Source organism: Oceanispirochaeta sp., from assembly GCF_027859075.1.
Lineage (GTDB): Bacteria > Spirochaetota > Spirochaetia > DSM-2461 > DSM-2461 > Oceanispirochaeta.
The window spans coordinates 1-8,627 of record NZ_JAQIBL010000049.1 but is presented as its reverse complement, the minus strand read 5'-3'; the positions used below and the strand labels follow the sequence as shown (position 1 = coordinate 8,627).

Below are 8,627 nucleotides of genomic sequence, written 5' to 3'. Positions count from 1 at the left end.
TATAAAAAAAAGGTAACCCTGAAAGACATTGCTCTTAAGGCATCGGTCTCAACGACAACTGTTTCTGTCATCCTGAATGGCAGAAAGGATGTCCAAATAGGAGAAGAGGCCCGGCAGAGGGTTCTGGATGCCGCTGCCGAGCTGGGGTATACCTTCACTATTCCCAGTAAGGCGAAAGAGGCCCCGGTTCTCTGCTTTGTTCATTCCGATGTCATGGAAATGAATATTGGAACCTCCTTTTTAGTACGGGTGGCCTCCCAGCGCCGCAGTTTATGCGAAGCGGCAGGACTCATTGTCCAGGAATCGGAGTTCAACCCTTCAAGGGCTCTCTCATACTATCAGGCCGTCATAGCCAGCAGGCCCCGGATGATCGTGTCCTTTGACAACAAGTTTACAAAACTCCACGGTTCTCAGAAAAATGATATTCCTCTTTTTTCTCTTCAGGGAGATCGGGAACAGTTGGATTCTTCTGTCAAAAGGAGTCTCTATCTGGTGGATGATTCTCTCGTAGGAGAACAGGGGGCTCTTCACTTATTGGATAAAGGCTACCGTTCCTGCGGGTTGGTCTTTCCTGAAATCAAAGGCCGCTGTGAAACAGAACGATCCTCCAGTTTTATAAAAATCTTTGAGAAGGGAGGGGGGAAGGTTCGGCATGTGATGCTTCCTTTCAAGGATCACCTTCTCATAGAACAATGGTTCCGGGAATGGGCGGGTCTGGAGTTTGATAGTTTCTACTTTTTTAGTGATGCCATGGCACTTCCGGGACTCCGGGGGCTTCAGGTTCAGGGGCGCCGAATCCCCGATGATGTCGCCGTCCTGGGGACGGACAACCTGTACTGGGGACGGTTCACTTATCCCTCTCTGACCACCATGGATCTTCATGAAGACCGATTTGCCGGCAAAATATTTACAGAAATCAAATCGTACCTGTCGGGTGAACCCTTCTATTCGGGAGAGACGGTTATCCCGGTAGATCTGATCTGCCGGGAATCAACCTGAGTCTCAGATCAGAGCTTAATCATCAGCACCAGCTGGTCTATTTCCAGTTATTGACCCCAGACTCTCCAGGAGCTGAGGATTCTGCCTAATTCGGGATTAATAGGTCCCCATCTTTATGTCCAGCCCCAGGACCCGGCGTACTCTGAATCCAGCCATCCAGAAAAAGCGGAATCAATCTTAAGAACTTCTACACGGAAAAGATCCATCTCATCCGTAGACTGAACCAGTTCGGGATAAACCGGGATCTCGGCTCCCTTCACGCAGTAGAGGGGCAGCCTGTCCAGAGGAGTCTCTACGTTTCTAAGCAGAACCGGACCGGCTGTTTCTTCTCCTGTCCAGAAATCGATCCAGCAGCCCTCGGGAAGGTAGACATCCCGGACTCCCCGGTCATTCATCACGGGGCAGACCAGGAGACTGCCGCCGCAGAAAAACTGGTCGTCCACCATCCAGGTCATGGGGTCCTCGGGAGAATGAAACAGAAGGGATCGGAGGAAGGGAAACCCGCTGCTTCCCATCAGGGCTGCTTCCTGAAGAAAGTAGGGGATCAGGTGATAACGAAGGTTCAGCCACTTCCTGATCATGCCCGTAATTCCGGGGTAGTGCCAGGGTTCTCTTGGTGAGGTTCCGTGGTATCGGAGATGAGAGCTGAAGACAGCAAACTGGGTCCAGCGCATATAGAGGGTTTCCGTCGGAAGGGTGTTCATAAACTCAGGGAGTCCGTGGAATCCCGGTACGTCATGACTCCAGTAACCGAAGCCGGAAAGGCCCAGCTGCAGTCCTCCCCGGAGGGAAGCGGCCATTCCATCCCAGCTGGCGGCGGCATCCCCGCCCCAGTGAATGGGGTAGCGTTGTGCGCCTGCCCAGGCGGAGCGGGCCCAGATGATTCCTTCTCCCGTGTGCTTAAGGGATGCCTCAAAGGCCGCCTTTTGATAGTAAAGAGAATAAATATTGTGAAACAAGTCAGCTTTTATGTTCAGGTAGTCCGAATCCATCAGGATGGATTCCCCAAAATCGGTTTTGATGACCGCGGCTCCCTTGTCAAACAGACTCTTCAGCAGGGACTGGTACCACGCGAGGGCTTCGGGGTTTGAAAAATCAATCTGCCCTCCGAAGTCCTGTCCCGAAAAATCGGAGGCACTACTGATGCCTCCCTCGGCAGAAGCAGGTGCCAGGTATCTTTTTTCTACTGCCTCTTCCAGCAGGGCATTTCCCTCACCGATATTGGGAGTCTGCCAGAGGGACACCCGGTAGTGGCTGTCCTTCAGCCTCTTCATAAATCCTGCCGGATCAGGGAAGTTCTTTTTGCTGAACTTCCATTCACAGACCCAGTCTATTTCGAACCAGCCCGTATCGATATGAATCACATCGCAGGGGTATTTTTCCTCCCGCAGTCTGTCACAGATTTCCTCAATTTCATCGGCGGAAAAATAGGTCATCCGGCTCATCCAGGTTCCATAGCTCCACAGGGGGAGTTCCGGGGGGAAGCCGGTCAGGGAGCGGTAGTGAAATAGAATCCTTTCGGGGGGGCCGCCTCCCATTAGAAATAGATCCACCTCGGGTTCTTCAATCCGGGCCTGGGCGGCTCTGGTGGAGATGTCGGCAAGGGAGAGGCGAATATGGGCGCTGGTATGCATAAAGACACCATAGCCTCTGCTGGAGAGGTAAAAGGGTATGTTTTTATAGCAGCGCCGGCTGTTCACACCCAGGCCGTCATGGTTTTCCAGAACAAAGGTCTTTCCTCTGATATCGGTGGGAGCAAAGCGCTCTCCTGTTCCGGCAAAATGCTCGTTGTATTCAGCCTGGAATGAGAAGAGGCTGCTCTCTTTTTCTTTGCCTCCTTCCTTATAGCTGAGGAAGGCCAGAGGCAGAGATTCCACTTTCTCTGGAAAAAACTGATCCGATCCGCTGAAGGAGAGTCTCGTCATTCCATCGGGAGACAGGAATCCCTGGAGTGAATCATAGGATGCCCGGATCATGTCGCTCCAGCCCGGCAGTGGATCTTTTTTCTTTTCAAAACGGCCGCGGATCTGGTTGTGACTATCCAGAATGGACCATCCGGTTTCATCCTCTTTGACGGTCAGAGCAGTTTTTTTGAGTTCCCGAGAGACACTCAGCATAGGAGTCTCAGAATGATGGGCAGAATAGAAATGGAGGATATCATCTCCCCAGGCTTCGAGAGTAAATGCCTTCAGATTCTCAGTTTCCCCTTCCTGAGGGATGAGACTCCCTTTCAAAATATAGGGCATGAAGGGAAATTGAATTTCTACTGCTCCCCCGGGAGTAGACAGAACCTGCCGGGGAGATCCTGCCCGCCACAAAACCGCTTCGGGATGGATATCAAAATCGGCCATGTCGGCCATAAAATCATTGACTTGTTTCATGAATTTCCGCTTCCTTTCTTTCTGAATTGTTCTACCTGTTTAAGGGTGTCCTCCACCTGCTTTCGGGATTGGAAATCCACCATCAGATACATCCCGTCGGAACCGATCTCATCAAAGAGAGGGACCACTTCTTCCGGTTTCAGGCTGACCGCCTGGACGCATTTGCCGGCTTTTCTGATCTTCCGGTACATGTCGTACCAGGCGGGATCTCCTCCCTGGGGAACCTGGGGGCCCGGAGTAAACTCCACCGCATCCAGGCTTTCTATTTCCAGAAGAGCGTCCAGTTTATTCACCGCATCGGGGCCGTCCAGATGAAAAAGACTGTGGTCCAGGACGTCGCAGTGTTCTTTAAGGGTGGGAATGGCAAAGTCACGAAACATGTCCGGACTGATCATGGCACAGAAATCACACTGTGCCTGGGCAACCTTTCCAGGCCCCCAGAACATAAACCATCCGTTGATGCTGCTGCCGTCCTCTCCCTTGAGGATGTTGTAAAACTGATCATAGCATTCAAAGTAGGTTCTGTTGATTTCTTCCAGTTTTTCCTTGACCCATTCGGGATTCAGGATCAGGTCCATCAGAAGGTTCTGGGTTCCTCTTATCTCTGCCAGAACATCCAGGCCGGGAGCAATGGCGGGCAGACCCACACAGAAGCGGCCTGCGGATTTTTCCATCAGGCTGCGACTGATCTCAAGCATATTCACAAAATGGCGGTCTGAAGGATCGATGGTCAGCTCTCTATCCTTTTCAGGAGACAGGTCCGTGGGGTGATAAAGGATGTATTCTTCTTCATACCGGGGTTCCACACCCAGGAAGGTTGCCAGGGTGACTGTGCCGTAATCTGGAAAGGCCATGGGCATAAAGTCGGCACCCTGCCAGTTGCAGGAGAGGCGGTACTCCTCATTCCGGGCCACCCAGGCCGGATCCGTATGCCTTTGTTCTTCCGAGGCAGGCAGGGGCGGAGCCTCAATACCATGGAGGCTCTGCCCTGTTTCCAGTCCGGTCCCCCAGTGGCTGAGTATGAAACCATCCCGGTTCCACCAATTTCTAAAATTCTGCTGGGTTTCAGACCAGTTTTCTTTCCAATTTAATTCCATTTTTCTCTCTTAATATTGAAATGATCGTGCCGTCTCATACAGAGACAGGATGTTTTCAACAGTTGTATTGGGCTGCAGATTGTGACAGGGACCCAGGATGAATCCCGTGCTATCAGAACCCAGGGTCTTAATCAGTTGCTGAACCTGTTTTTTGACATCTTCCGGATTGCCCAGGGGGAGAGTCTCCTGATTATCCACAGCACTGTGAAAGCAGAGTTTTCCGCCATACTGTTCTTTCAACTCTTTAAGATCCCAGTCTCCGCAGCGCCATTGCACAGGGTTCAGGATGTCGATGCCCATTTCAACGAGTTCAGGAAGGAGCATCCTCATATCACCGTCGTCATGGTGAAACACCTTGATATTGAATGATTTCGCCAAATCAATGCCTCTCTGCATGTCCTTTTTATAAAATTCTCTGAAGATCTCTGGGCTGGTCAGCAAACCGGTCTGAGAACCCCAGTCATCTGTGACCTGTGTGAAGTCAATCCGGCCTTCTCCTGCCTCAAAACAGCGTCTGTGGTATTCATAAAAAAAATCCGACAGGCGCCCCAGGATATACCGGGTCATTTCCGGTTCCAGCACCGGGTCCATCAGGGAATTCTCCAATCCCCGGAGGTAGTTGTGGAAGGTGAACAGGGCCCAGTAACCGCAGCAGATCGCCCGTCCTCCGCACTGGTCTATCAGGCCGGGAAGGGCTGAGTAATCATAGAGGTCGGGATCTGGCCAGGGGTATTTTTCGGCATCTTCCAAATTCTCTATTTCAGACAGCGGGTAGACCACCTGTTCTTCATAACTGCCCGACTCATAAGGGCTCTGGCGGATTCCGAATCCCCACTCGTTAAAACGGACTCAATCCACATCTGCGTGAAGTTTCCCCTTGTAGGGAGGTCTTACTTCGAGGATACCGTCGATATCCATCCTGTCCCAGAGGGCCAGGATGGCCGAGACATCCCGGGACAATCTACCACCATTGAGACCTATGCAGGGGCTGTTTTGCCCCAATCCCTGGTGAATGTTAAAGTGGTTCAGAAGCTTTTCCTGAACTTCAACTGTGGCCCACATATCCGTGGGTATGCGGTCTGTCTTTTTATGTTGAAGGGCAGACAGAATTCTATCTCGGTGTGTCATCTTCGGTGCTCCTTTAGCCCTTGACTGCTCCCGCGGTTGATCCCATATGAATGGTTTTCTGAAAAATAAAATAGAGAATAAGGGGGATGGCTGCCGAGACAAGGATGGCCGCCGAGAGTACAGGAACAGGTATACCGTGTTCCCCTTTCATGATGGCAATTCCTAAAGATAATGGTCTTTTGGCTGGTTCACTAATCAGGAGCAGGGAGAAGGGGAGTTCTGTCCACATGGCCAGGCTTCCTACAATTCCGATGGTCCCGATCATGGGAGTGGCCATGGGCATCATGATGCTGAAGAGCTGCCTGAAGACTCCGGCCCCGTCTATTCGGGCCGATTCGATCATCGACCGGGGTATGGTGGCATAGTAGGTGGACATGATGTAGGTCCCGAAGGGTGCAAAATAAGCCGTCCAGACCAGGACCAATCCGATATAAGAATTCATTAATCCTATTTTAGAGCAGATACGGAACACCTGAGCCGCAATGACCATCTGCGGAAATATCTGGAAAAACAGAATAAAGGAAAAAATGGACAATTTGAATCTGAATCTGAGCAGTCCGAGAGCAAATCCAGCGGCGTTGCAGATGATGATATAGAGAACCATTCCTGTTGTCACAGTGATGATTGAGTTCAGAATAAATCTTGAGAACTCCATATTCCTGAAGACATAGGCATAGTTTTCCAGGTTCATTGAGGCAGGAAAAGCCGTATTGCTCTGAGTGTACTCAGCCAGGTTCTTGAAGCTGGAAATAAAGGCAAAATAAAGGGGATAAATACTTACAAATGTGATGATCCCCAGAAACAGATAGGTGAAAATCCGGGCGGAGTTGTTTCGTTTTATCATTGCAGCTGATCCCCTTTCCTGATGACATAGATCTGAAGAGCCGCGATGGCGGAGCAGAAGAAGAATAAAACAACCGCCCAGCTGGAGGCATAACCCATCTTAAAGGCCTTGAAGCCCTGACGGTAAATTCCAAATTCCAGGGTGAAGGTGGCAAAACCTGGACCACCATAGGTCAGGGTATAGATAAAACTGTACATTCTGGCAAAGACTTCGATAAAGGACAGAACTACAAAAAACTGAATGGAGAAGCTGATACTCGGTACGGTGATGTTCCAGAATCTCTGCCACCAGTTGGCTCCGTCAATCCCGGCCGCATCGTACATACTGGAATCGATACTGCTCATGGCTGCCAGAAAATAGATGCAGCCGAATCCCATTTTCATCAGAATGACAAAGAGAAGAGACACCATATGAATGGCAGAATTGGATTGTCCCAGAATATTGATCCTGTTGGCATCCTGAACCCCCAGCATGGTCAGCAGTTCTATCAGCGGACCTCTCTGACTGAGGAGGATGCTGAAGAGAGTCCCCAGGATGACGTAGCCCAGTATATTCGGTAGATATATGACAGAACGGAAAAAGGTCCATCCCTTCAGGCCGTCCCGCAGAATGGCTGCGATGAGGAGGGGCAGGAATACACCGGCGGGAATATAGGCAATCAGGACCGAGAGATTCTTGAGGGAGTGCCAGAATTTGACATCCTGCAGGAGGGTCGCATAATTTTTTAACCCGACCCATTCAGCAGTGCCGAATCCCTTCCACTTGGTCATGCTGTAATAGAAGTTGGCCAATACCGGGTACACTGTGAATACCAGCATCAGCAGGATAAGGGGAAGCAGCAGAATCAGAGCATCCCGCTCTTCCTGATGTTTCATCAGTCTTTTTTTTAACATGGATCATTCCTGGAATGGGCAGGAGCCTGAGCTCCTGCCCTTTTATTTGATTGAGTTCAGATCTTAGAAACTAAGTTCATAGGCCTTCTGGAGGCTTTCAATGTACTCGTTCAGTGTCATTTCATCAGCCAGGAAAAAGAGCTGAATATAGTTGTAAAATTCTGCACCGAAACCGGCATCCAGCTGTACGTAAAAGTCAGGAACTGCATTCTTGCTCATAAAATTGACGACCGTTGCCAGAGTTTCATTCTCAATGGGAAGATTTTTGTTGGGAATGATGGCCCCGGTTCTGTTCAGAAAAATATTGGCAGATTCACCATGAATGTATTCATAGAGGAAATCCACGGCAATTTCCTTGTGTTCTGAAGTTTTCAGCACTGCAAATCCAATTCCGGCACCCTGGTTGCTCTGTCTGTTTTTATATTTTGCCTTGGGTGAATTGATGCTGGGCATATACCCGAGATTTTCGTATCCAAAGGCATCACCGAAGTCCTTCCAGTGAGCAATGTCTGAGGTCAGACCGACAAAAAATCCGCCTTCTCCCGATTTGAAGACTTCGATGGCATCCATAAAGTAGGGCATGGTGGCATTTTCAGTGATAACATAGCCCATGGTGAACATTGTCTTCAGCATCCGGGTTGCCTCAATAAAGGCTTCATCCGTAAAATTGGCTTTGCCATTGCTGAATCCGGTCAGTTCAGGTCCGTAGAAGTTGGCCAGGAGTGTTCTATAGGTAAAATCAACTCCGTAGGGGGCTCCGCCGTTGCCCATGACAATCGCAGGAATCCCTGCTGCCTTCAGTTTTTTACAGGCATCCATAAAGGCACTGGCGTCGCTCAAGTCGGCATTGGGATCTATTCCGGCCTTTTTCAGGTTTGCCTTGTTGTAATAGATTCCCAGACCCTGAGCGGTTAAAGGAATGATTTTTATATTTTTATCGCTTTCTTTTGTTGAGGAACAGGCTGCCCAGGCAGAGTCTGCAATGTCATCTTTCCAACTGGCAATGTAACTGTCCAGAGGCAACAGGAACTCTTCCATGTTCCAGATCCTCTGATCCGTATGGGCCATGAGCACATCAGGTCCGATACCGCTGCTGAGAGAGGATGCCAGAATTTCATAATAATTATCATGGGGCTGAGCAACATGATTGATCTCCACACCGGGATTGGCTGTCATATAGAGGGAGTCCATATCCTTAAGAGCAGAGCCCATGACTTCTTCGCTGTACTTAAAGTCCCAGACGGTAAGGGTGACTTTTTCATCACTCATTTCCTTTGATTTTTCC

8 protein-coding genes are annotated in these 8,627 nt (G+C 49.9%); 1 reads left to right on the top strand and 7 read right to left on the bottom strand.

Annotation, left to right across the window (positions count from 1 at the left end; all coding sequences use genetic code 11):
• The coding region (locus PF479_RS02925; RefSeq protein WP_298002064.1) for a LacI family DNA-binding transcriptional regulator at positions 1–999 on the top strand (999 nt) is incomplete at its 5' end.
• Positions 1,000–1,112: 113 nt separating this feature from the next.
• On the opposite strand, the gene PF479_RS02920 is transcribed toward PF479_RS02925, so the two are convergent.
• The 7 genes from PF479_RS02920 to PF479_RS02890 form a co-directional block, all read right to left on the bottom strand.
• Entirely contained in the window at positions 1,113–3,380 is a 2,268-nt protein-coding gene (locus PF479_RS02920; RefSeq protein ID WP_298002062.1) for an alpha-xylosidase, read from the bottom strand.
• On the bottom strand, positions 3,377–4,477 hold the full coding sequence (locus tag PF479_RS02915) for a hypothetical protein (protein ID WP_298002060.1): 1,101 nt from the start codon (positions 4,475–4,477) through the stop codon (positions 3,377–3,379). The genes PF479_RS02920 and PF479_RS02915 overlap by 4 nt, the downstream gene beginning before the upstream one ends.
• Positions 4,478–4,486: 9 nt before the next feature.
• Positions 4,487–5,257, bottom strand: a complete 771-nt coding sequence (locus PF479_RS02910; protein WP_298002058.1) for a uroporphyrinogen decarboxylase family protein — start codon at positions 5,255–5,257, stop codon at positions 4,487–4,489.
• A 69-nt stretch (positions 5,258–5,326) separates the two neighbouring features.
• Complete coding sequence (locus PF479_RS02905) at positions 5,327–5,605, bottom strand: hypothetical protein (RefSeq protein WP_298002056.1); 279 nt, start codon at positions 5,603–5,605, stop codon at positions 5,327–5,329.
• A gap of 13 nt (positions 5,606–5,618) precedes the next feature.
• Positions 5,619–6,449: a carbohydrate ABC transporter permease gene (locus PF479_RS02900; protein ID WP_298002054.1), complete on the bottom strand. Its 831-nt coding sequence runs from the start codon at positions 6,447–6,449 to the stop codon at positions 5,619–5,621.
• On the bottom strand, positions 6,446–7,342 hold the full coding sequence (locus tag PF479_RS02895) for a carbohydrate ABC transporter permease (RefSeq protein WP_298002052.1): 897 nt from the start codon (positions 7,340–7,342) through the stop codon (positions 6,446–6,448). Before PF479_RS02895 ends, PF479_RS02900 begins: the two co-directional genes overlap by 4 nt.
• A gap of 63 nt (positions 7,343–7,405) precedes the next feature.
• Positions 7,406–8,627 (bottom strand): ABC transporter substrate-binding protein (locus tag PF479_RS02890; protein ID WP_298002050.1); only part of this gene is annotated, 1,222 nt, incomplete at its 5' end.

Bases quoted from the DNA above. Each gene is read 5' to 3' on its own strand.
- PF479_RS02905 (WP_298002056.1), bottom strand. From the start codon at position 5,605: ATGACACACCGAGATAGAATTCTGTCTGCCCTTCAACATAAAAAGACA.
- PF479_RS02920 (WP_298002062.1), bottom strand. From the start codon at position 3,380: ATGAAACAAGTCAATGATTTTATGGCCGACATGGCCGATTTTGATATC.
- PF479_RS02915 (WP_298002060.1), bottom strand. From the start codon at position 4,477: ATGGAATTAAATTGGAAAGAAAACTGGTCTGAAACCCAGCAGAATTTT.
- PF479_RS02900 (WP_298002054.1), bottom strand. From the start codon at position 6,449: ATGATAAAACGAAACAACTCCGCCCGGATTTTCACCTATCTGTTTCTG.
- PF479_RS02895 (WP_298002052.1), bottom strand. From the start codon at position 7,342: ATGTTAAAAAAAAGACTGATGAAACATCAGGAAGAGCGGGATGCTCTG.